This is a genomic window from Paenibacillus sp. Leaf72, from assembly GCF_001422685.1.
Classification (GTDB): Bacteria; Bacillota; Bacilli; order Paenibacillales; family Paenibacillaceae; genus Pristimantibacillus.
On sequence record NZ_LMLV01000001.1, the window covers coordinates 601,121 to 622,446 of the forward strand.

Sequence of the window (21,326 nt, forward strand, 5' to 3'; positions counted from 1 at the left end):
CAATTCCTCCGATGCTGCTTTAATAAGTGATGAGCAAGTGTCTTGTCTTCTAGCATACAGAGTCGAAGGAGAGTCTTCTTACTTAAAATCACTGCCTCTTTCCGCATACCACTGATTTACCTCCGCTGTTATACGACTCCCGCCCAGCTTATTCCAATCGTCTACAAACCGATCAAACTCGTCTATGGGACTGCCAAGTATAATATTCACGAACGTTTCGATCTGTTGATTATACAAAATGGCTTGCTTCACTATCATCGTTTCCGTTGGAGGCCCTACAAAGCTTTCGTACAATAGCTGATTATTCTTCATGTATTGATCAAGGATCGCAAAAGCCCCATTCGGCCCATAGGTCCGCTCCCATCCCCATCCTGACTCCTTGTTCACATGGCCAGTACGGTAGGTTTGAATGTTTTTGTAGATGGAACTGGCTTCATCCTTTAAGACAGAATGATCGCCGGTTCTTTCTGACTCAGCAATTTGGCGATACGCCTCCAAGTTTTTCATCGCTGGAAAAGGGGTAACCGGTGAAAGCTTCCATACCGGTAATGGAGAGCTGTAATAGGTTTCATATTCAGCCGTTTCCCCCCAGTTTTTCTCCAAATGCAAATTAAAAAGCTTAACGATTGCTTCAGGATGGGGATAAGCTTTTCTAACGGCAAGAAACTGGCTCGTGCTGAACCGCAGCGGTACCATCGGCTCTTCTCCTGACACAGAAACGATCGGAAATGCCTGCCACTCTGCATTTGGTTGAGCAGCACGGCTGGTTTGAGCTAATAAAGACCCCCATTGCTCTCCATAAAACATGCCAATATGGCTCTCAGCAATTAGCTTTTCTTCTTTCAAACCATCCTTAAGCCCAAACTCGCTATCGATTTGACCATCCCGATACGTATTTTGAAGCACCTTTAACGCCTCTTTCACTTCGGGTTGAATCCCGCCATATAAGAGTTTTCCCGACTTGTCCTTGATCCATAGGTTAGGGTAAGCCTCATAGCCTGCCATAAAGCCTGCCAAGCCCATAACGGGATCGAATAAATATTGGGTCACGGCTAGTCCAAACGTATCATTAATGCCATTATTGTCAGGGTCATTTTCTGTAAACGCTTTCGAAATAGCTAAAACGTCGCCCATCGTTTTCGGCGGTTTTAAACCGACTTGCTCCAACCAATCTGTACGCAGCCAAATAAACATCGCCCCTTCAATAGAAGAGCTGGTCTCTGGTATTCCCATCAGCCTACCATCGACCGTTGCCGCTTCGAAAGGGCCCGTCCCTTCTTGGCTTAAAATTTTCTTCGTAAACGAAGAGGCATATTGCTCGTAAGCAGCAGATAGATCTTGAATCAGTCCAGCATTGCTGAGCATCCTCAGCTGCTGCGCATTGACTCTGACGACATCGGGTATATCTCCTGAAGCAAATGCACCGCTTAGTTTCTGATGATAAAGGTCCCCCTTGGCAACCCAATCATATTTAATTTTAATGCCCAGCATCTGTTCATATAGTCGATTCCACCTATTATCCTCAAACGTTTCTTCTGGCAATTGGCTGATTAAATTCTCCAAGCTATCGTCGCTTTCTCTTGCAAAGGTTAATTCAATAGCTGGATTATATTGGCTTAGCGCGGCACCCTGATAGGCAGTCTCTCCTTCAAATTCACTAGATACTTCTTTGTTGGTGCCGCTGCTATAGTCGCATGACGCAAGGAGTTGAACTGACAATAATGCAGTAAGCAAAAGCTTGACCTTGTTCATTATTGGTATTTTCAACAGGTGTGACCCCATTTCACATTTGAAAATATCGATCCATTTCCATTCTATGCTTCTAATTATCCGAATTACGGGCTAATAACACAATACACATCTCTTTATTTTGTTACCCGTCCTTTACTTAAAAAAATAAATCATCCGCCCATCTCCTTTATTGGATGATGGACGGATGCGCTTGAAACTTCTTCGTCAGATGAAATAGGGCCGAAATAAACGCTAGTAAGAAACCACATGCCGACATCGGTATGCCTACACACCCGAACAACTCCAAAAATTAGATTAAATCCGACTTCTGCAGCAGCAGCTGCACCATCTTGGCAACCTCGGCCCTTGTCACTTGCGCTTTCGGAGCAAGTATAGCTTCATTTCTACCAGTTACGATGCCCGCTTGTATGCTGTCCGCTATTCCGCTTTTCGCCCAGTCAGCCACCTCCGATGCATCGGTATAGGGCTTTAATAGCTCGCTCGCAGCTTGACTGGAAAGCTTCGCTTTCTGACCGGTCATGACCATCGCCTTTGCTAAAATCGTCATCGCCTGCTCGCGAGTAATTTTCTCTTTCGGCCGGAATGTGCCATCCTCGAATCCTTGGATAAGTCCGTAGGCTTGGGCAGTCATGACCGCGCTGCTGTACCAATCCTTCGCCAAAATGTCCGAGTATGGAGGTGTGCCGCTTTCCAGCTCCAATCCCAGTCCCCTTACAATGATTGCTGCGAATTCGGCCCGTGTGATGGCTGCACTTGGGTTAAACAAATTTTGGCCGATGCCATTAATGACCATTCTTGAGCCCATATCGTTGACGGCATCCTTTGCCCAATGATTTGCGACATCCTTGAACATTACGGGATGATAAATAATCGAGTAGGTGCTGTTCGACAAGCTGTTCAGCAACGCATAATACTTGCCGTCCACCTGAACGATTTTAGTTGGCACATGACGAACTATTCCATCAGGCTCTATTACAATGCCTGTTGTTATTTGGTCCGGATGAATACCCTCTGGAAGAGTAATTGTCCGCTGGACATAAGCATTGAACTTCGTCAGATGAATGACAGAATCTTTATTTATTAAACTAATTTTAAAATCAATTGGCGGTATGACTAGGTTAAATCCCTCCCGAGCAGCCGCATTCTCTACCACTTTTGCCATTTCCTCGGACGCTTCTGCAATTTCAAATTGCATCGTCGTATCTTGTAAATTGATCATGGCCCCCAGTTGACCGATTATCACGTTCCTTTCGATTTGCTGCACAGGCACAGTATAGGCTGCCCGATCGGTTTTGATCTCGATTACAGCTTTCTTCTCTCCTAAGCCTTTTAGCATTTGCGCATTCAACTGCCCGATAACGATGTCGGAGCCGTTATAAACGGGAATCGTAATGACCGCATTGTCCCCCAACGAAGCAAGCAGCTGCTTCAGCTTCTGCTCGTCAAACACAACCGTTGTAACGGTTTTCCCATTTTTATTTGTCACATCGGCAGTTCCAGTTCCGGCACTCACAACCTTGCCGTTGATTAGGATGTCGATACTGCTGCTTCCTGTCCCTGGTGTAGCTGCTGGTGCACCGCCACCGCTGCTTCCTCCGTTGTTTCCACCATTGCTGCCACCATTACTGCCTCCGTTGTTTTCGCCCGTTACCGTAATTTGCGTTACCGCTTTTTTCTCTTTGCCTCCGGCAACAGCAGTTAATGTCAGCGTCCCTAATCCAGCCGACAAGCCTTTAATGGTTACGGCAGCTTTGTTGCTGTCGCCTACGATGCTAATAGAACCGCTAGCCTCCCATTGATAAGCGGGGTTGGTTGCATCAGTTGGATCAAGCGCCGAGTTAACAGCCAATTGCTCATTCACTTTAAGGGTTTGTGCCCCATATGAAATGCTGACGGATTGCAGGGGAATGTTTTCCTCCGTTTCAAGAGCGGTGAATTTCCAATCATCCATATTAAAAAGATTGCTCTCGCCTTCTCCTTTGAACATCAAGAAAACATTGTGAACCCCTTTAACAGAACTTACATCTGTTTTTATCAGCTTCCAAGCTTGCTCCCCGCCTGTAGAAGCCGCATCAAGCGTACCTATAACCTCACCAATAGGACTATCTATACGAATCTCAATTTTCCCGCCTACGACTGAAGCAATATTGGCTTCGAATGACCCGGCCCCATCATTGCCGAAATCAACATTCGCAACCGCCAGCCAATCCCCGTTATGAATATTTGTGACATTCAGATTAGGGTTTGTGCTTTGGCTGCCTGGCGCTTCAAATATTTCTGTCAAAATGCCTGCTTGCCATGCAATTGTTTCTGCTTCCGTTCTTTGATAGGGATCGAGCGTTTTCAGTTGAGCGACACCTTCCATATCAGCTTGAATCTCTTTCATTCGTCCATTCTCATAAAATTCAACCTTATTAATATGAGTGGAACGATAGCCTTTTCCGTCCCCTATAGAAGCTTTGCTGACGGTCTGCGCATGGTAGGTAACATACCACTCTCCATTAAACTCGAAAATAGCATGATGGTTATTGCCGCCAACCCCGAAAAACGTATACGGATTTTTCAGAATTGGGGCGACATACGTAAACGGCCCCATAGGACTGTCGCTCACCATATAAGCAATTTCACCTGGAGGCGGTGTGCCTTCCGGATGAGTACCCGCAAAATTCGAACAATAGGAGTAATAATATTTTCCATTATACTTATGAATGCCGGAATCCTCGAACATGAAAGGCGCATCGATCGTAACCGCCGACCCTACTGTACTGATCAAATCATCACCCAGTTGAATTACTCTGGCGGTGTTGGGATGAGCCATTTGTTCTGCGGTCGAGTTAGGTTCACCAGGAATGCCCCCGCCAAAATACAAATAACCTTTGCCGTCGTCATCAACCAGTACTGCCGGGTCAAACAGCCAGACGACGCCGGGAACGCCAGGCGTATTTCCGGTTATCAACGCTTCTCCGAGCGGATCAATCCACGGTCCGAGCGGGCTGTCCGCAGTCAGCACGCCAATTCCTCCCGCACCATTAGCAAAATAAAGGAAGAACTTATCCTTTCCGTTTATTTGCTTATGAGCAGCTGCCGGCGCCCAAGAAAAAGTCGCCCAGTCCGCAATGCCGCCCGATCCCGCCACTGGAATTGCGCCATGATCCGTCCAGTTCACCATATCTGCCGAGGAAATCACATGTACTTTATTCAAATTAGCGAACGAATTATCTTTAATATTTCCGCTGCTATCATATTCGAAGGCGTCACTCGACATATAGATGTAAACTCTTCCATCAAAAACTAATGCATACGGATCAGCTCCCAGCTTGTGGCTCATCAGCGGATTGGAGTAGCCCGGGATTTTCGCAAGCGCTTTCGTATCCAACTGCTTTAATCCAATGCTCGCTACTGCATCATGAACGTTGTAAACGACATTTCCGCCTTCAACAGCAATGTAGTCTGTGCGAATGAAAACGGTACGATCAGATGGCACAAATCGATCCACCTTCAGCTTGATCGTCGCAAAAAGGTCGGAGGATGCGTTGGCGAACTTCACCTTGTCCCCAGATACATGCAGCTGAAGATGATGATCGTCATACGTATACGCCCCCTTTCCAGTCAGATTGTCAGCATTAAACGCAACATCGGTTACCGTTAAATAATCAGGGATGTTGAAGGACGCTGAAATCGACTTATACCCCTCATCCGGAAGCGCTTCCATCTTTACAGGTACGGAAAGCTCCATATTCTGAACGCCAATAACATCCGGCAAATCTCCCAAATCTGCTTGCAGGACGGTTGCGGCTGAATCGGTTCCCGTCAGCTTGTCGGCTGCTCTAAAGTAATCAAAATCTACATATCCGCCTGTAGTCTTGGTAGCAAAATTAAACAATGCGAATCGATAGCCCATAAAATGATCAAGCTTATAGCTCAATTGAAGGGTATTTCCTATTGCTCGCCATTCAACGCCATTTAGACTATAGTAGAAATTGGCTTTATCGGTAAAATTCCTATAGTCAAATTCGACTTTTAAGTAGACTCTGTCCTGTGTGAGTGGAATACTTGCCAACTCTTCTGCTGTTCCTGAGCTTGCATTCACCATAACGAGGGATTTCAAATTCCCCTCCATTTTCACACCTACAAATCCATAGTCCTTCTGAAAAGCGGCGAGACCAGCAAAATCTCCATTTTTCATTTGGCTTATATCCATTGCCACTTTGCCGGAGCTTTCTGGCCCAAACGTTCGTTGGGTAAGCGTATTTCTAGCATTTTCGATGCTTGTGCTCTTCCTTCCGTTCGTAAGCCGCAAATAGCCTGGACGCTGTGTCAACGACCAATGATTTTGGTCCGGGTTATGGTTCCACTGCCATACTAAGGCAAGATTGGAGCCATTGTAGTCATATTCTCCGTCGTTTGTTTGGTCCACACCTTCGGCTGGAGTAACGTCAATGAGTGACACGTCATCCACATAAAAATTCATCAAATCCTTAACCGGATCTTGCTCAGCTGTCCAGGATGTTTCGATGAAAATAATCGGCTCATGAAGCTCGGCATCTGCCGGGATGGTGTAGGTGCCTGCAATCGTTCCCCATTCCCCTTTGTTTACCATAGCTGATCCCATCACCTTGATCGTTGTCCAATCTCCATCCTGCATTGCGACATTAAATTGCCTTCTAGCAGGAAGCGAGTCGTCACCTTCATATTTTACTTTTGCCAAAAATTTATAGGTGCCGCCAGCCTTTACTTTACTGGCAAGCCGTTGCTGAACCCCTGCCCCTGTAGCCTGTCTGCTGCTGACGTGCATGCTGTTGGAGCCGCTGTGATATACGCTGTCTGTTACCGTAACAATGGCCTGATCATGAGCTGTCCATGGGTCTTGACCTTCTTCAAAGCTGCCGTTGAGCAGAAGCTCTTGTCCTTCCTCTGCGGAAAGCTGTGCATCTAGGCCTGAAATTTGTTGCATAGCAGCCGCATTCGCTGATGAACGGCCTAATGCATTAAATTGTGAAGCTCCCACTCTCTCTGCGTTCTGGTAGAACTCATCGGAAGCTGCAAAATTGCTGTTTGCGCTTACTCCGCTTACAGGCATTTTAATGTTTTCCGGAATTGTACCGTTGACGCCGAACACCGGCCAATTATTTTCCCAAGCAACGGGTACCAGAAACGGTATTCGTCCTACTGCGCTGTGATCTCTGAACAACAGGCCATACCATTTGCCGTCTTTCGTGTCGACAATGCCACCCTGTGCAGTTCCTTCGCTTAATGCAAGTCTTCCCTCATATGTACCATCGATTGTTGAGGCGCGATGGACGATTTGAACACGAGGTGAATTTTTAGGCCATGCGATATTGAATACATAATAATATCCATTTATTTTTTGAATGTGAGAGCCCTCTGCAGGTAAACCTACGTTCTCTATTGTGCTTGCTACCAAGCTGGCGTCGGGGATAAGGATTTTGTTTAGACCGCCGACTTTAATCGCAGTCGCATCTGCGGTAAGCTCAATGATTTTAATATCCCCGCCGCCGTAAACCATGTACACACGCCCATCATCATCAAACAGCAACGACATATCATGAAAAACCCCGTCAAGCTCGGATCTGGTCCAAGGCCCTTTTTCAATATCGGCCGTTTGATAGATATAGGTTTTACCGGTACTGTATGAAGAAAATGCGACATAATAGCTGCCATTATAAAACCTTAAACTGCTGGCCCACGAGCCTTTGCTATAATCGCTCTTTCCATTTCGAAACGTCTGCTCGTCATTATCAGCCAAAATATCATACACATAATTGACGATTTCCCAGTGTACGAGATCAGTTGATTTCATAATTGGTACACCTGGATTCATATGCATAGTCGTACTGGACATGTAATAGACGTCGCCTACACGAATAACATCTGGATCTGGAACGTCAGCCCATAATAATGGATTTTGAAATGCAGCCTCTTCCTGCTGAGCGAATATGAAGGTGCTGGGCAATACGTTTAGCCATAATGTAAACGCTACCAATAATGCAAATGACTTTCTGAACATTTTTTCGTCTCCTCCTTCAAATGATCGTTTCTGTGTTTATCATAAAATAATTACCTTCACTAATCGATGTGTTTTTTTATTTTAAAAGTGAAAATTATTATTAATTTATTTCTATTTACCATTATTTGATTTAAAAAAGAAATGAAAAATAGAGAGCAGCACAGTAGCTAATCCGCTCTCTTATCTCCTACATTTTCGAATGGCCTAAGCAAGGTTGTCCCTTTTTTATATGTAATCGCTTTCAAATTTACTCTTTTATTATCGACTAAGTATCAGACAAAAAACAACGTTCATCTTTTTACATGGCCAGCATTCCTTTTCTTCTTGAGCTTCAGGCAGCGGGCAAGGAAAACTTGTTCAGCAAGGTTCAATCGTCTTGTATACTTCTTCCGCTCTACTCCTGCCACCGAATATCCGCCTCATAATACTTCCGCCCCACCGGCCGCTTGCGCAGCTTCACACGAAGCTCGCCGTCCTTCACAATTGCTCTGCATACGCGTGGGCGCACTCCAACAGGCAGCTTAATCATTTCCTTCCTATTGCCGGGCAGCCCTTCAACGCGCAGGCGGTCTTCCTTTACCCATAAACGAAGCTCTTCCGAGCGCACATGTGCGGGAAGCGGGTATTTGACGATGATAAATTGCTCGCTCTGGGAAAAAGAGTACGGCGAAGCTTGCTCCGCAATGGCTCCGGCAGCTTCAGGCAGCGCTTTGGTCATCATTTTGCGCACAAATTGCTCCACCCAGTCCGGCTCGCGCAGCACATCAAAGCCTTTAGGCAGCTTCTGCCCTTCTACCCAGCGTTCGAGCTCATCCCATTTAGAATCCATCGTTTACCTCCCACCTCCCGGCCTATCTCCACTATATGCGCCGCCCAGTTAGGCGGATACCTCTTTAGCTGCTTCTGCGGCAAAACAAAAGTAAAGGAGATATGGCTTTTCAGTATTTGCAAATATCGCTGTTCTCAACATATACCCAGCAGGGAACCTCTGGGCGAATGCCGCATACGATATTACAACCATACGCTTAGCAGCAAGGAGGTCTTTGCTATGCCCGCTATAGTCGGATTCGTAAAAATCGTTAGCGTCGGCTCCAGCTCCATCGTCCAGTTTGGCGACGCCGTGCAAATGTCGCCCTCCAGCACTTCCAAAACCTATGCTGGCTCAGGCTCCTTCCTTACCGGCAGTCTGACGAATTCAAACAACGCCGTAAGCGCCACGAATACGCTTGATCCAGACGTACAGGACAGCTCGCAAAATGAAGTTGCGAGCGGGGTCAATGTCGTATGAATTGGACCGTTCATCAGACGATTACGATTCATCAGCTCCGCGTGGACAGCGTTTCGAACAGCTCTGTCCTGCAAATTGGCAGCGCAGGCTCCATTCGCTCCTTGTCCCAGCTGTATAATACGGGCGGCTTCACGGGACCAGCCGCCCAGCTGGGGGGCGAAAATCCGCTTTCCTTCGTTCCGCTGCCCAATCCGACCTAAGGACAGGAGGTTTCAACGATGCAGCAGCAGCCGAATCAGCTGTCGCCATGGCAGGCCTGGTCGCTTGACGTCGCAAAGCAGCTCCAATGCCAGCAGGAAAGCATCACCGCGTTGGAGCAGCAGCTTGCGGCCATCTGCGAGCAGCTCAAAAAGCTTGAAGCGAAACCTACTTATAATGTGGAAAATTTGCAGTACCATTTTGACCAGTTGAAGGTAGAAAAGCTTGAAGGCACGCTCAATATCGGCATGACTCCACAGGGATCGCCGAATATGAATGGCGATATTGAGCAGATGGCCATATCCAAGCCGCTCGTCTATCCCGCTCCGCCTAATGATGCAGCTCAGCCAACAGATCCCTATGCTCCGATTCAAAATGATATGAATCAGTATATCGACAATGAAGGCGCACAGAAGCTGATGCAAATGGAAAAACAGTTTTGCATGCCGCTTGATCCCCATCACCGCAGACTCATTCTGTCCGATATCCGCAGCCAAATGCCTGCCCGCATCCAATATTACGCCAGGTCACTGCCCCGCCAGGATGGGGTTAGCGAGGAAACCGCTGCCCAGCAAAACCGAGCCGAGGTGTTCGCCAAAACCGCTCGCGATGCCGATGCGGCAATGCTTCAATATATGCAGCAATTACAGAATGGAGGCGTAAGGAAAGCCCATGATTAAATTTGTCGTACACAATGATTGCCTAAGCGTTGGTAAAGTTGACATACTTGGCATATCCAGCGCATCGCATTTTCAAATCGGCGATAGCGACTATGTTACGCTTTATTCCATTTTTGATACACCGCCTGAATCCGTAATCGTTGGTCCACTCGCACCTTTTCCAGAACCAGGTGGCGCCAGCAGCGCGGAAGGGGAAGGCTCGGAATGAGCTACCCGATTCGTACGGCTGAGGTTGGCGGTTTGACGATTATCAGCGCCTCGGGAGCGGCCATCGTCCAGCTCGGAGATCGCGGGCAATCGACGCCGAAGCTTCGTGCGCTTGCGCTGCAGCGGGAAATTGACCACACTCGGGCGGGCGATGTTTATTTTGAATCATATGATTTATTCACCCAGTCGTTTCCAATATTTGATGATTTTGATGGCCCAGCTAAAGACATCATCCATATTAAGCGTACCAATCATTGTCCGCGCATCGTAGTGGGCTGCGTTTATATTATTGCTATGGGCTCATCATCGAGCGTACAAGCGGGAAATGCGATGGAAACGATCGCCGAATCGCGGATTAAACATATTCGCCAGTTCAAGCGTCCTATTCCAGTACCAGGCATCGGCTGCCCGCTTCCTCCGGTCAAGCCTGCGCTGTATAGATGAATGGCAGCATAGTAAACAGCTGTGCTGTACGAAATACCCGCAAGGCAATATGCCCTTGCCAAGCTTCCGTTTTTTCAACTAGGCATTAGCTGAAATGCGAATGTGACGGTACAAACGTCCAATTTTTCCACACGCCTCCGGCATACATTAACCATGTGAACAAAAGCTTCACACTAACAAAACCATTCAGGAGGTTGTTAATAGTGGGATACCCTGTAGCAGGCGCTAACGTAGGTTGCGGTCCAATCGCGGGTGCCAACAGTTGTTGGACAAATACGGGCACAATTCTCGTTCTCTTTATTTTGCTAGTTATCATCTTGCGTACCTTCTGCTTCTAAGCTTATTCACACCATTGCACGTTAGCGCATATTGATATGGCTTGCTTTAAAGCCAGCTTCATTTAAGCAGCACTAGCAATAAAGGGGTAGGAGGATACAGACACGGCAATAACCGGCAGGGGGCATGGGGCCCTGCCGGTTATTGCCCGTGCATGGATAACTATTCCTCGGAAACACGCGCCGCAATCTCTTTCGTGATCTCATCCCCGCCCTGCAGGCGCCACTGCTTGACGAATTCATCAAAGCTGTCCAAGCTTTGGTCGCCAACAATGATTTTCAAATAGGTCTCGTTCTCCAGCTGCTCCAGTGCGGCCCATTTTGTGCCCATCGCTGGTGTTGCGCCGTAGAAAACGCTGTTTACTTTAATCATGGGTGTTTTTCGAATGACACCGACGCCATATTCGTAAGCTGCTGCGGGCTTCCATGCATCCAAATTTTTCTTCGGGTTCTGATGCTCGGTTTCCGTCATTTCATACAGCTGGTAAGAGTCAGGATCAAGCGTCGATGGGTCAAGCTTGCCTTCCAGCACGCCTTGCAACTTATCATAACGGTTGTCTACCGCATCCGAATAATCAAGCAGCAGGTCGAACGGATAATAATGGCGCAGCTGCACGCCGGACTGGGATGCATATTCATCCAGCCATTGGGTTTCCTGAATGTTCGGGTCTAGCCGCCGCTCCAGGCGGGTAAATACATTGAGCAGCTTAACGACCGCCTCAGGATGCTCATAGCCTTTACGCACAACGAGATAACGATCCGTTACCGGTGCGGTATGTGTCACATACTCCCCGTTCGCATCAACCGGAGCCGCATAAGCGCGCCACTCTGCTTTCGTATTCTGGGCTACTGCCTCTGATAGCGGCCAATAAGGCATCCACCACGGCCCAAAAAACATCCCTGCTCTGCCATCCACAATCGGCTCCTCCGACTCCCGATACAGCACAAACTGTTTGTCGATCAGCCCTTGCTTGTACCAATCGGCCAGCTGGCCGAGCGCAGCCTTGCTCTCCGGTGTAATCGAGCCGTATACAACATTGCCATCTGTATCCCTCGTCCAATTTTTCGGAAACGCATGGAACGAATGAAAAATAGAATCAAAGCCGCTTGGATTCGGCTTCTGCCCGAATACGACAATTTTGTCTCCGGCTATACCGACGGTATTCGCCTTTCCGTCGCCATCAGGGTCACGCTGTACGAAGGCTCGGGCGACCTCTTCAATATCGCGAAGCGTCTTCGGCGGCTCCAGCCCTAGACGATCCAGCCAATCCTGGCGCACCCATAGCAAGGTGACCGCATCCATCTCAATTGCCACATTGGGCAGGCCGTAAAGCTTGCCATCACGCGAAGCCTCCTCCAGCGCCTTGCCGCCAGATGAAGCATAAATATCGCGTACCAGCTTGGAGCTGTATGCCGCATACGTACCCGTTAAATCCTGAATCATGTCGTTGTCGATAAGCTTCCGCAGCTGGGCGCGGTCAACGACCATTGCATCCGGCATATCGTTGCTTGCAATGGCAAAGCTGATTTTTTGCTCAAAGGCATCGTCACCCTTCGCTTCCCAAGCATGAACCACCTTTATATTCGTCAATTGATCCAAGTAGCGGGAAATGGGGTTGTTGTCATTAGTGTCGCTGCCGGATAAGCGGGATTCGGGTATTTTGAACCCTACCCGAACGCTGACCCGCTCTGGCATGCTTCCATAAGCGAGTGGCTCCGCGCTGCTGTCTGCCCGTTCATCCCCTTGCAAGCCGCTCATCTGCGCTGGGCTATTATTGCCCGTACACGCGCCGGTCAGCAGCAGCACAGCCATTATAAGCAAAGCTACTCTCGCTTTCATTGCTCCCCCTCCATTTCCCCTTGGATTGCCGCCGTCTCAACCGCCGCTTGCTCTTTGTATGCTAATAATAACCGCCCATACGCACTCGCTCGGCACGGAACTCGCTAGGCAGGCTGCCTACCAGCTCGCGGAACAGCTTGCTGAAATATTTATCATCCTCAAAGCCTACAGCGCAAGCAATTTCGTAGACGGGCATTTCTGTCGTGAGCAGCAATTCTTTCGCACGCTCCATTCTTATGCCGCGAAGCATAACGCCAAAGGGCATCCCGGCAAAACGGGCAAAGCAGCCGCTAAAATAGCTCCGGCTCATTTTCACATAATCCGCCACATCAACCTGATTAAGCTTGCCGGCCGCTTCGCGGCGAATATAGACCGTTGCACGCAGCATGCACTGAAACACCTCTTTGGATAGCGACAGCGCAAGCATTCTGCGCTGGGCATAATCCGAGAAGCGGCGCAGCCAGCTTTTAAAGTCCTGCCAGCAACGCGAACGCCCTAGCTCCGCGCGAAGCCCTTCCGCCTCACTTGGGTGCATGAGCAGTGCGGCCCAGCTCTGGCATAAGCTTTGCCCCCATTGCATCAGCTGCTCCTCACTCGCCCGCAGCCCCTCCAAGCGGCTTATGAACGTTTCCCAAGCAGCGGGGTAAAGCGCCCAGCGCAAATCAGCCATATCAGCATCAAGCAGCAGAAGCTGAGCCTCCTGATCAGTGGATGCCGTAAACTGCTGAAGCTCGCCAAAGCTCATTTGAATTCTGTCATGCTGGCCGGACGCCTTATAAAACATCACGGCAGCAAAGCGATCCTCCAGCAAACGCTTCACATCAGCGAGTTCCTTTTCTTGCAGCCCCGTAACGACAGCATAATGAAATCGGCCCTTTAACAGCTGGGCCAGCTCCCGCTGCCATTCGGAATCTGGGGTAAGATGCGGCAGCGGGATCAGCCATAGCCCTTTCAGCTCTAGCAGCGTAAAATTTTTCAAGACAGGCAGCCGGCACAGCTCTTCTTTCCCTGCCCCTTCCTCTAGCGGATAACACACCAGCGCAGCATCCGCCTTCATCCGCTCCGCTGCGGAGCTCAGCTCCGCCCCCGAGCGAAAGCTGTTTTCCCATCGAAAGCGCTGAACGATTCTTTGCATCACTTCATCCGCTTTATCGGGCTCGAGCAGCGTCTTCACAATATAATCAATGGCCCCCAGCCGCAGCGCCTCCTGGACATAATCAAACTCATGATGGCAGGTCAGCACGACGCTGCGAATAGTGGGAAAGCGCTGCTTAATTTGCTCGATCAGCTCAAAGCCGGATAACTGCGGCATCGTTATATCGGTGAATACGAGATCAACCTCCGTATGCTCCAATAGCTCAAGCGCTGCTTTCCCATCCCCCGCCTCGCCAACGATCGAAATGCCGAACATTGACCAGTCGAACAACGAAATAAAGCCTTTGCGCACCAAGCGCTCATCATCGACTACAATCGCTTTAATCATCGAACTCCTCCTTCGCTTTACGTGGAATCACGATGGTCACTACCGTTCCTTGACCCAGCTCGCTCTCAATGCGAAACTGCATCTGCCCATTATAAAATTGCCGCAGCATTCGGTTCACATAGGACAGCCCAATGCCAAGCCCGCGCTTCGCCTTGCTGTCGTCACCAGACAGCAGCTTTGCAATCGTCTCCGGCTCAATGCCGGAGCCATTGTCCTCTACCCGCAGCAGCATCTCCGCGAGGCCGACAGGCTCAATTGTAATAACGATGCGCCCAGTACGGTCGCTCATCCCGTGGTAAATGGCATTTTCGACGAGCGGCTGCAGCAGAAAACGCGGAACCGCAACCTGCAGCACCTCATCGGCAACGTTGAGCTGAAATTCAAATTCATAATCATAACGAATGCGCTGCAGCTCCATATAATTCGTCATCGCTTCAATCTCTTCATCAACGGTTACGATCAAGCTTTGCTTGCCCAAATTATAATGCAGCACCTTGACGAGCAGCGTGACCAGCTTATCAATTTCCTTCTGCCCGTTCATCCGGGCCAGCCACTGTACCGTATTGAGCGTATTATGCAAAAAATGCGGATTAATCTGGCTCAGCAGCTTTTCAATTTCGAATTGTCCTTTTTGCTTTTCCTTGTTGGCAACCTCAGCAATCAAATCATTAATCGTCGTTTTCATATTTTGAAAATTATTAAGCACGAAGTCGAACTCCTCGACATTGGTAAAAGAAACCGGGCTTGTGCGATTTTCCGCCATGCGCACAATTTCTACATTGACCTTGCGCAGCGGCCGATAAATTTGCTTCCAAATGAACAGCGCCAGCAGCAGCGCAAAGACGAGTGTGGAGCAAGCCAGCACGAGCATTTTACCCAGCCAGGCATACATTTCGCTGTTAAAGGCCGATTTGCTGACGACGGCTATAAGCTGCCAGCCTTGGGCGCTTGGATAACGGAACAAATGATAATCCGCCACCTCCTTATGCAGCTCGGGAAAACCGGCATCTACCGCGTCCCGCACCTGCATCGGCATGCTCTCGTCCTCCATATACGTCATGCTGCCCTGCTCATTGACGAGCACATGTGTAACCTTCATACCGTAGGTCTGCTGCTGCAAAATACTGCGAAATAAATTGTAATTCGTTTCCAAATAAATATATAGCTTATGCTCGCCGCCTACCCGAACGATGCGCTGCTCGGAGAACACCATATTGCTGCTGGAGCTGTACTGCGTTGGATGCGGCCCATAATAATCCGCGCCATTATAATGAATAAACAAGGGCAGCGCTTCGCTGTCAAAGTTCGGATTCATTGCCAAATTGGAAAACAACACCGGGTTTTCTTCGCCTGGCATAATGTAAGCGGTCAAGCCCAAATAAGGGTTCGTGAAATTAACGAGATTGATTTTCTGATCAATGGCGGTCATCATTTGGGATTTGCGTGAAATTTGCCGCTCCTGCAAAAATTCAGAAACCTCATCTACGATTTGGCCATCGAGCGCAAATTGCTTGGAGGCAAAGTCAAGATTATTGATAGCGTTTTCAAGATTTACCGCCTCTTGGCCCAGGCTGGCGCTAATTCCGCTTTGAATTTTGTTGGAGAAGATCGCATAGATGGAGGAATACGTCAGAAAGCCGACCAGAACGAGCGGCAGCAGGCAGCCCAGCATCACATAAAAAATTAAGGTGCGCCGCAAGGAACGGGCCGCAAAGCGGTTGTGAAGCACCGGCTGTTGTGCTGACATCGCGGGCTGATCCCTCTCTTTCGGACATGTCGCTGACAGTGCTATATTTTTACGTTCATTTACTATAGTTAGAAAATCTTGTTATTATCTTACGATTGGCTTGCCATTTATGCAAGGGGGGAATGGACGCTTTTCGCGATTTTCTTTGCCACCGGATTTAGTCGTGGTCCCATTCAATCATGGAGCGTTCAAGCCCGAGTTTGCCGCAGGACGTAATTAGCCCCGCCAGTTGGCGGGGCTATGAGCTATTCAACAATGAGATCCTAAAACCTTTAGATTCTATGCTGCTATTGCCTACTGCTTATTACCCTATTGCCTACTGCTTGCGATAGCCGAATACTTTCTTATTTTGCTCAACGTTCCACGCCAGCACGTCATCATAGCCAAGGCCTTTCGCCTTATCGAGCATTTCCTGGCGCAGCTTATTGAATTCAGCTTCATTTTTCGCAAAAATCATTTTCCACGAAAATTGCTTGATTACCTGTGCCACTTGGCCGCGCTTCTGCTCCAGCTCATCGCTGATGACGGAAGGCGGTGTGCCAGTGAACAGCGGACGCATGATGGCAAGCTGATTATTTTTCTCCAAATAATCCTTAGCCGTCAGAGCGCCGCCCATCGCAGCTCTCCAGTCTTGATCAAGCTTCGTTGGCGATTTCTCAAGCGTTGACTGCCATAGATTATAATCGTAAGGCTCGCCATTGTCGGGATTAATATTCGTATTTTTGAAAGTAGAATTGTTCAGCTGGCTCATGCCATCCTTCCACGTACCGCCGCCAAACTCCTCTGGTACTGCTGTATCATTTGCTGGCAGAGCCTGCTCGCCGAATGCAGTCAGAACCGGCTTGCCATCCTTCAGCTCCCAGTTAAGACCTTCTGGTCCATTAGAGGAAATCATATTGCCTTCTGGGCTGTACAACCAATCGATGAGCTCCAGAACGCGATCGGGGTGCTTCGTTTTTGAGCCAATCGCCCAAACGCGGTTGCCTCCATAGGGGTCATAGCCATAAGAGAACGTCCGCTCATCCTTGAACGGAACGAGTGCAAAGCCTTTTCCTGCTGCCATATGCTCAGCGGTATTGTACGTATCATCGAGCCATGGGAAGAAGGTGAACAGCAGCTGGCCGTCCTTCATTTTGTTCACAACATCCTCAAACTTCTGCGTCATGGAATCTGGGTCAACAAGTCCCATTTGATTGGCGTCAAAATAAAGCTTGAGTCCGCGCATATAATAGCCATCTTCATCCAGCACGCCTTGATATTCGTCCTTGTCGGCCGAAACGAGCGAGAAGCCGCCAGGATTAAAGCCGTCGCCTTCGTCAAAGCCGTGAATGCCTGCCCATGCTTTCGTCAGCACCATCATATTGCCATCCCAATCCGCCCACATCGAGAATGCATAAGTTGGTCGCCCGGATTCGCTTTTCGGCTCCAGCTCCTGCATTTGCTTGAGCACGGGCAAATAATCTTCCATCGAATTGATTTCCGGTCTGCCCAGCTTCTCATACAAGTCCCAGCGCAAATTCGGGTTGTAGGTCAAATCCTTCGCCTCGGATGGGCCCGGCTTGTCGTCGCCAACATCAAAGCCGATGCCGTAGACGCTGGAACCGCCGCCAAAGTTCGCTTTATTTTTCTCAATCGCCTTCGGAGCGTATTTCAAAATATTTTGGCCCTTGCTGTCCAGCAAACCATCCTTCGTCCAATCCACCAGCATGCCTGCTTTGATTGAATCCAAATACTTCTGGCCATCATCGCCGAAAATAACTAAATCGCCAAGATTGCCTGCCGCCATCATCGTGGCGAATTTGACGTCGCCGCCGCCTTCGAGGTTCGAAGCAATAATGTTCAAATTAATATTGAATTTATCTTTAATGACTTTGGCAAACCAGCCCGTCTGTTCGCCCGAGAAATTGGACAGCATCGAGAACACATCAAGCGTAATTTCTTCTTGCTGGCTGCTGCCTGCCGTCTCGGTTGCTCCTCCAGCTGATGGTGCCGTGCTGGCCGTATTGCCTGGCCCATTGTTCGTGTTCGATGTACAAGCTGCTGTCGATACGATCAGCATCGCCGCCAGTAACAGCAAGGAAAATGTTTTACGAAATGATTTCAATGCAGTTGCCTCCCTTTTTTTAAAATATAAGCATTTATAAGTTTTACACCTATAAATAGGCTTATATTTCTCGGACTGAAATGCGCTGCGCCACCAAAGGACGGCGACAGCCGTTTCACCTTGTTTCATGCTTATGCTTGACCTCCGACTTCGGCAGGCCACCCCCTTTCCATGCATGCACATGGCTGATCACTCATAGCCACTTGGCCCTTAACCTTTTACCGCGCCAATCATAATGCCTTTGACAAAATACCGCTGGAAAAACGGATATACGAACAAAATCGGAAGCACGACAATCATTGAAACCGTTGTTCGAATCGAAGTGGCTGTCTGCTTATTCGTCAGGTCGATATTGCCTACCGCGCCTTGGGAGTTGCGAATAATCGCGGCGAGCGATGTCGACTCGTTCAAATACTTGTAGAGTACAAATTGCAGCGTAAACAGCTTGCTGTTCGTCATAAGGAATACGGTATCGATAAAGGAGTTCCACTGGCTGACCGCCGAAAAAATCGCGATGGTCGCTGCAATCGGCGTAATGAGCGGCATAATGATTTTGCTGAAAATAACGATATAGCCTGCCCCATCCATTTCCGCCGACTCCTCCAGCACATCCGGTATCGATTCCACGAACGTTTTGACGAGAATGACATAAAACGGCGAGACGACTGCAGGCAAAATATACGCCCAAAAGTTGTTCGTCATATTCAGCTTCATCATAATGATGTACCACGGAATGATGCCCGCATTAAAATACATTGTGATGATGACAAAACGGTACCAGAAGCTTCTGGCCCACATTTTGCGCTTCGTAAATAAATAACCGAGAAAGGCCGAAGCCGCGACGGTGAGCAGCGTGCCAATAATCGTTCTGCCGCCCGATACAAGTGCCGCCTGCGCCAAGCCCTTTAATTGCAGCACCTGAATATAATTGTCAAAATGAATCATTTTCGGGTACAGGGTAACCAGTCCCCTGGCGCTGAGATCGTTGCTGCTGATCGTATTAATAAACAGGTAATAAAAGGGAAACAGGCAAAGCAGCGTAAACAAGGTGAAAAATCCATAGTTGCAAATATGGAACAGCCAGTCCCCAAGCCGGCGTTGCGTATGCATGCGCCTCCTCCTTTCCTCTCGTTCAAGTTAGATGATCGATTCCCCGCGGACGATTTTGGACAGCTGATTAGCGAAAAACAGCAAGACAATGCTTATAATCGATTTGAGCATGCTGATCGCCGTTGCAAACGAGAAGTTGAAGCCGAGCATTCCCGTGTTGTACACGTACAGGTCAAGCACCTCGATATGATCTTTGTTAATCGCATTTTGGAAGACGAAAAATTGCTCCATGCCGTTGTTAATGAAATTAGCGATGGAAAGCAGCAGCAGTACAAAGTACGTCGGCATCAGCCCCGGAACGGTAATATGCCAGATCATCCGGAAACGGCCTGCGCCATCTACCTTTGCCGCATCATATTGCTCCTGGTCAATGGAGGAAATGGCTGCGATATACATAATGGCTCCCCAGCCCAGCCCTTTCCACAAGCCCCACAGCGTCATCGCCAGCCAAGTGTGGTCGTCCTGCGCCAAATAGTTAATGCCCATTTCCTGAAAACCTAGGGCAATCATCCATTTATTGACGACGCCGCTATCTACCGAAAACATCATGAAGGCTATCGAATAAACAAGCACCCAGCTGATGAAATTGGGCAGCGTCGTGAGCACCTGTACCGTTTTCTTATACCAGGTTGTACGAATTTCAGTGAGCATAATAGCAAAAATAACGGGGAACACCGACGTTAAAATGCCGAGTGTACTCATCGCAAGCGTATTGCGCATCACCCGCATGACCTCTTGCGTCTGGGTCGGGTTGGAGAAAATCGCCTTAAACCATTGCAGGCCGACGAACGGCGTCTCCGATAACGGAAAACCTGGCCGATAATTGTAGAAGGAATATAACCAGCCGTATAGCGGAAAGTAGCTAAACAATAAAATCAGCACGAGGAACGGAGAGGCAAATAAAAATAAACGGAATTTGTCCGGTATCAAGCTGCCGCTTCGCCGAGATATCGAGCTTTGCGGACGGATAGCCGCCTTCATGTAATCCCTCCTGTAAAGTTGTCGCAACCGCATGCCAGGCTTCCCGCTTCGAGTAAGCGCTTACTCGAAAATGAATCCACCAGTACCCAGCGGTTGATCTTGCCTTTAGTTTAGCGTGAATAGCGCTTCAGCAGAGAGTGACAGCTGTTTCAGCTCGAGAGAAAGTCGTTTGGGATATTTGCACGAAATTCCCCCTGCAGTGAACCAAATTCTTACCTTTTCCTACCTGGCCTGCCGACAAAATAAAAAACCACATGGCGTTTTACACTCCCATGTGGCTTGAAAATTTTAAAAACAATATTTTTGCAAGGCGTGGTACACACCATCCTCATTATTTGACAACGTAATATCGTCTGCCAAAAGCTTTAACTCTTCCGGAGAATTATCCATCGCGATACCAAGCCCAGCAGATTCTAGCATCGTTATATCATTATAGTAGTTTCCAATCGCTAAAATTTCCTCTTTCTTTATCCCCCTCAGCTCGGCTAAGTTTTTCAAGGCATTACCCTTATCAGCTTGAATATTCAAAACATCTATAAAGGTATCCGCCGATCTTGTAATATTGAGCTCCTGGCTCAACAGGCTTAAATCAATTTGCAATTGATTTAATTGCTCACTTGTACCGATACAGGTGAATTTAATTAACGGATCTGCAAGACTATCAAATTGCGGGAGCGATCTAGGATGAATATAAAAACTGGCGTATATATCACCTATTTCTTTACTCATCTGCTCCACTTTATCAACATAAAGATCAAACGGCGTGTTAATATCAAAATGAATCTGGTGTTTTCGGCAATAGCTCATAAAGCTTTCAAGTTGAGGAGCGTTTATCGCATATTGATTAATAATCTGGTTATTTTCAAAATCGATCGTAATCGCTCCATTAAAAGTGATGCCCACACCATTTATGCCAATGATGTCCGTATAAAATTTTGTGCTTGTCGGCCCTCTGCCGGTACATAATACGACTTCTGAGCCTGACGAGGAAAGCTCCTTAATGATGTTTATACTTTTTTCAGAAATCATATGATGATCATTTAATAAGGTGCCGTCCATATCAATTGCGATTAACTTATACATGGCTGAAAAATTCCCTCCAGTTAGTCCTTATTTCCATTGTGCACAT

General features: G+C 48.2%; 16 protein-coding genes. 6 read left to right on the forward strand and 10 right to left on the reverse strand.

Annotated elements, in window-relative coordinates; translation table 11 throughout:
* Positions 1-78 precede the first annotated feature (78 nt).
* The 3 genes from ASF12_RS02685 to ASF12_RS02700 all read right to left on the reverse strand — a co-directional run bounded on the left by ASF12_RS02685 (position 79) and on the right by ASF12_RS02700 (position 8,609).
* Positions 79-1,752 (reverse strand): extracellular solute-binding protein, encoded by a 1,674-nt coding sequence (locus ASF12_RS02685; protein WP_056029188.1) that lies wholly within the window; start codon positions 1,750-1,752, stop codon positions 79-81.
* A gap of 289 nt (positions 1,753-2,041) precedes the next feature.
* The gene (locus ASF12_RS36265) at positions 2,042-7,780 is read right to left on the reverse strand and encodes a family 43 glycosylhydrolase (protein ID WP_327204890.1); all 5,739 of its coding nucleotides are present in this window, start codon (positions 7,778-7,780) and stop codon (positions 2,042-2,044) included.
* A 394-nt stretch (positions 7,781-8,174) separates the two neighbouring features.
* A complete protein-coding gene (locus ASF12_RS02700) occupies positions 8,175-8,609 on the reverse strand; it encodes an Hsp20/alpha crystallin family protein (protein ID WP_056029191.1) in 435 nt (144 codons plus the stop codon).
* Between the two features lie 219 nt (positions 8,610-8,828).
* Here ASF12_RS02700 and ASF12_RS02705 point away from each other — a divergent pair, with 219 nt between their 5' ends.
* The 6 genes from ASF12_RS02705 to ASF12_RS36270 all read left to right on the forward strand — a co-directional run bounded on the left by ASF12_RS02705 (position 8,829) and on the right by ASF12_RS36270 (position 10,935).
* Positions 8,829-9,068 carry a spore germination protein gene (locus tag ASF12_RS02705; protein ID WP_056029193.1) on the forward strand — a complete coding sequence of 80 codons (240 nt, stop codon included), beginning with the start codon at positions 8,829-8,831 and terminating at the stop codon, positions 9,066-9,068.
* The gene (locus ASF12_RS02710; protein WP_046229874.1) at positions 9,065-9,268 is read left to right on the forward strand and encodes a spore germination protein GerPB; all 204 of its coding nucleotides are present in this window, start codon (positions 9,065-9,067) and stop codon (positions 9,266-9,268) included. Before ASF12_RS02705 ends, ASF12_RS02710 begins: the two co-directional genes overlap by 4 nt.
* 18 nt (positions 9,269-9,286) lie before the next feature.
* Positions 9,287-9,946, forward strand: a complete 660-nt coding sequence (gene gerPC / locus ASF12_RS02715; RefSeq protein ID WP_056029197.1) for a spore germination protein GerPC — start codon at positions 9,287-9,289, stop codon at positions 9,944-9,946.
* Positions 9,939-10,154 carry a hypothetical protein gene (locus tag ASF12_RS02720; RefSeq protein ID WP_056029200.1) on the forward strand — a complete coding sequence of 72 codons (216 nt, stop codon included), beginning with the start codon at positions 9,939-9,941 and terminating at the stop codon, positions 10,152-10,154. Before gerPC ends, ASF12_RS02720 begins: the two co-directional genes overlap by 8 nt.
* Positions 10,151-10,597, forward strand: a complete 447-nt coding sequence (locus ASF12_RS02725) for a spore germination protein GerPE (RefSeq protein WP_056029203.1) — start codon at positions 10,151-10,153, stop codon at positions 10,595-10,597. Before ASF12_RS02720 ends, ASF12_RS02725 begins: the two co-directional genes overlap by 4 nt.
* Before the next feature lie 245 nt (positions 10,598-10,842).
* The gene (locus ASF12_RS36270; protein ID WP_099521728.1) at positions 10,843-10,935 is read left to right on the forward strand and encodes a dihydroorotate dehydrogenase; all 93 of its coding nucleotides are present in this window, start codon (positions 10,843-10,845) and stop codon (positions 10,933-10,935) included.
* Positions 10,936-11,095: 160 nt separating this feature from the next.
* On the opposite strand, the gene ASF12_RS02735 is transcribed toward ASF12_RS36270, so the two are convergent.
* The 7 genes from ASF12_RS02735 to ASF12_RS02765 all read right to left on the reverse strand — a co-directional run bounded on the left by ASF12_RS02735 (position 11,096) and on the right by ASF12_RS02765 (position 21,280).
* The gene (locus ASF12_RS02735) at positions 11,096-12,772 is read right to left on the reverse strand and encodes an extracellular solute-binding protein (RefSeq protein ID WP_056029208.1); all 1,677 of its coding nucleotides are present in this window, start codon (positions 12,770-12,772) and stop codon (positions 11,096-11,098) included.
* Between the two features lie 61 nt (positions 12,773-12,833).
* The gene (locus tag ASF12_RS02740; RefSeq protein ID WP_056029212.1) at positions 12,834-14,255 is read right to left on the reverse strand and encodes a response regulator transcription factor; all 1,422 of its coding nucleotides are present in this window, start codon (positions 14,253-14,255) and stop codon (positions 12,834-12,836) included.
* Positions 14,248-16,002, reverse strand: coding sequence for a sensor histidine kinase (locus ASF12_RS02745; RefSeq protein WP_056029215.1), 1,755 nt, complete (start codon positions 16,000-16,002; stop codon positions 14,248-14,250). The genes ASF12_RS02740 and ASF12_RS02745 overlap by 8 nt, the downstream gene beginning before the upstream one ends.
* Positions 16,003-16,318: 316 nt before the next feature.
* Positions 16,319-18,106: an ABC transporter substrate-binding protein gene (locus ASF12_RS02750; protein ID WP_235533023.1), complete on the reverse strand. Its 1,788-nt coding sequence runs from the start codon at positions 18,104-18,106 to the stop codon at positions 16,319-16,321.
* A gap of 210 nt (positions 18,107-18,316) precedes the next feature.
* Positions 18,317-19,216 carry a carbohydrate ABC transporter permease gene (locus ASF12_RS02755; protein WP_056029218.1) on the reverse strand — a complete coding sequence of 300 codons (900 nt, stop codon included), beginning with the start codon at positions 19,214-19,216 and terminating at the stop codon, positions 18,317-18,319.
* A 27-nt stretch (positions 19,217-19,243) separates the two neighbouring features.
* Positions 19,244-20,197 carry an ABC transporter permease gene (locus tag ASF12_RS02760; protein WP_056029221.1) on the reverse strand — a complete coding sequence of 318 codons (954 nt, stop codon included), beginning with the start codon at positions 20,195-20,197 and terminating at the stop codon, positions 19,244-19,246.
* Positions 20,198-20,485: 288 nt separating this feature from the next.
* On the reverse strand, positions 20,486-21,280 hold the full coding sequence (locus ASF12_RS02765) for a Cof-type HAD-IIB family hydrolase (RefSeq protein WP_056029224.1): 795 nt from the start codon (positions 21,278-21,280) through the stop codon (positions 20,486-20,488).
* Positions 21,281-21,326 lie beyond the last annotated feature (46 nt).

Excerpts from the sequence above, each read along its gene's own strand:
- ASF12_RS02755 (WP_056029218.1), bottom strand. The coding sequence starts at position 19,216 with ATGCATACGCAACGCCGGCTTGGGGACTGGCTGTTCCATATTTGCAAC.
- ASF12_RS02735 (WP_056029208.1), bottom strand. The coding sequence starts at position 12,772 with ATGAAAGCGAGAGTAGCTTTGCTTATAATGGCTGTGCTGCTGCTGACC.
- ASF12_RS02700 (WP_056029191.1), bottom strand. The coding sequence starts at position 8,609 with ATGGATTCTAAATGGGATGAGCTCGAACGCTGGGTAGAAGGGCAGAAG.
- ASF12_RS02760 (WP_056029221.1), bottom strand. The coding sequence starts at position 20,197 with ATGAAGGCGGCTATCCGTCCGCAAAGCTCGATATCTCGGCGAAGCGGC.
- ASF12_RS02765 (WP_056029224.1), bottom strand. The coding sequence starts at position 21,280 with ATGTATAAGTTAATCGCAATTGATATGGACGGCACCTTATTAAATGAT.
- ASF12_RS02745 (WP_056029215.1), bottom strand. The coding sequence starts at position 16,002 with ATGTCAGCACAACAGCCGGTGCTTCACAACCGCTTTGCGGCCCGTTCC.
- ASF12_RS02710 (WP_046229874.1), top strand. The coding sequence starts at position 9,065 with ATGAATTGGACCGTTCATCAGACGATTACGATTCATCAGCTCCGCGTG.
- ASF12_RS02720 (WP_056029200.1), top strand. The coding sequence starts at position 9,939 with ATGATTAAATTTGTCGTACACAATGATTGCCTAAGCGTTGGTAAAGTT.
- ASF12_RS02740 (WP_056029212.1), bottom strand. The coding sequence starts at position 14,255 with ATGATTAAAGCGATTGTAGTCGATGATGAGCGCTTGGTGCGCAAAGGC.
- ASF12_RS36265 (WP_327204890.1), bottom strand. The coding sequence starts at position 7,780 with ATGTTCAGAAAGTCATTTGCATTATTGGTAGCGTTTACATTATGGCTA.
- gerPC (WP_056029197.1), top strand. The coding sequence starts at position 9,287 with ATGCAGCAGCAGCCGAATCAGCTGTCGCCATGGCAGGCCTGGTCGCTT.
- ASF12_RS02685 (WP_056029188.1), bottom strand. The coding sequence starts at position 1,752 with ATGAACAAGGTCAAGCTTTTGCTTACTGCATTATTGTCAGTTCAACTC.
- ASF12_RS02705 (WP_056029193.1), top strand. The coding sequence starts at position 8,829 with ATGCCCGCTATAGTCGGATTCGTAAAAATCGTTAGCGTCGGCTCCAGC.
- ASF12_RS02725 (WP_056029203.1), top strand. The coding sequence starts at position 10,151 with ATGAGCTACCCGATTCGTACGGCTGAGGTTGGCGGTTTGACGATTATC.